A 1,772-nucleotide genomic window follows, 5' to 3' on the forward strand; every position below is an offset into this window, starting at 1 on the left:
GGGGAGGCGGCGGCGGTACGGCGCCGGGGGCGGCGCCCGGCCCGGCCATGCGATGGCCGCAGACCTCGCACCAGTCCTCGGAACCCGACTGGTGTCCGTTCGGGCAGGTCGGCATGTCGGCGCTTCCCCCTCTCCTTGTCCGGCCCGGAGGCCGCGTACTTGTTGTCACCGCACGTGGGCCGGTGCTTCTCGGCCCTGCCGGTGGCTCGCAGCCCGGCGTCTTCCCGGTCTGCTTCGGTCTGCTTCGGTCTTCTTCTGTCTGTTCCGGACCTGTTGCGGCCTGTTCCGGACGCTACTTCTTGACGCGGACGGTCTTGGTGGAGCGCGTTTCGAGTGTCATCTCGTCGGCGTCCGCGACCTTGGCCTTCAGTCGCACAGTACCCGTCGCGGCGTCGACCACGTCCACCACCTTCGAAAGGAGTTTCGCCGTATCGGCGTTTCCCGACGACGCGGCGAGCTGGACGGCGCGCCCCAGTTTCGCGGTCGCGCCATCGAAATCTCCCGATTTGCGGGCGTCGAGGCCCTGTTGGATGACCTGGGCCAGTTCGGCCTGGCCGGTGTAGTGCGCGACCTGCGGATTGATGGCGGTGGAAGCCGCCATGTCGTCCGTCCACACCGCCCGTACCAGTCCCTGCGACAGCACTTCCGGGGCGCCGCCACCGGTCGCGGGAAGGATCAGGGAGACCCGCGCGGCAAGCATCTCCTGGCCGATACCGGCTTCCGGAACCCGTACACACACGTGGTAATCCCGCGATTCGTCACCCCAGGAACCGGTCGGATAGTCGCCCGCCCTCGGCCCCGCCTCGGTGCGCCGGCCGGTCAGGTCCTCGACCGTGGGCGCCACCTGCTTGACGAAACCGATCTCCGCGCCGACGGGCGTCCACAGCCGCAGCGCGACATCCGCGACCTCCTTGCCCATCGCGTTCTCCATCATCTGTCTGAAGTCCGCTGCCAGGCCGGCCGGGTCGGCCACGATATCGGCGGTCCCGAGCAGCGCGGAGGCGATACCGGTGACCTCCTTCACCTCCCAGTCCGTGCCGACGCCCCGCGCGTCACAGGTGAAGCGGCCCGCGCAGGCGTCGAGCGTGGCCCGCAGATCGGCCGCCGACTCGTGTTCGTTGCGGCCGTCGGTGAGCAGGATGCCGTGCCGGATCGGCACATCGGCGGTGGCCAGCAGCCGCTCGGCCAGCCGCAGCCAGGTGCCGATCGCCGTGCCGCCGCCCGCGCCGATGGCGCGCAGGGCCTCCTTGGCCATGCGCCTGGTCCCCGGATCGGCCGTCGCGAGCCGGCCGTCGCCGGGGTAGATCTCCTTCGCCACATGCGTACCGCCGACGATCGCGAAGGCGACTCCGTCGCGCAGGGTGTCGACGGCCGCGGCGGTGGCCTCGCGCGCGTTGCGCATCTTCGTCGCCGGGTAGTCCATCGATCCCGAGCAGTCGACCATGATGACCACGGCCGCGTCCTGGCTGCTTCCCGGGCTCGGGGTACGGGTGACAGGGCTCCCGGTCAGGGGGACTCCACCGGTTGTGCCGCCCCCGGTGGAGGTGACCGTGACGATCGCGTTGACCTCGCGCCCGCCCTCGGGCAGATACGCGTTCTGGTACACGTCGACGGAGAACCGCGGCGCGGTCGACTTGGAGAACTTGGCCATCTGTATCGGCTCCTTGACGCTCCACACAGCAGGGACAAGCGGTCGGGGGTCGGGGGTCGGTGACAGGTGATCGCACGTGATACGGGATGTCCCCTATCCACATCTCCGAGCCCACGAGACC

1 protein-coding gene is annotated in these 1,772 nt (G+C 69.9%); it reads right to left on the reverse strand.

Features of this window, described 5'->3' with window-relative positions; all coding sequences use genetic code 11:
* Nucleotides 1–292 precede the first annotated feature (292 nt).
* The gene (locus tag WH07_RS34200) at nucleotides 293–1,651 is read right to left on the reverse strand and encodes a vWA domain-containing protein (RefSeq protein WP_046508793.1); all 1,359 of its coding nucleotides are present in this window, start codon (nucleotides 1,649–1,651) and stop codon (nucleotides 293–295) included.
* Between the last annotated feature and the right edge of the window lie 121 nt (nucleotides 1,652–1,772).

The sequence above is a fragment of the Streptomyces odonnellii genome (assembly GCF_000981895.1).
Lineage (GTDB): Bacteria > Actinomycetota > Actinomycetes > Streptomycetales > Streptomycetaceae > Streptomyces > Streptomyces odonnellii.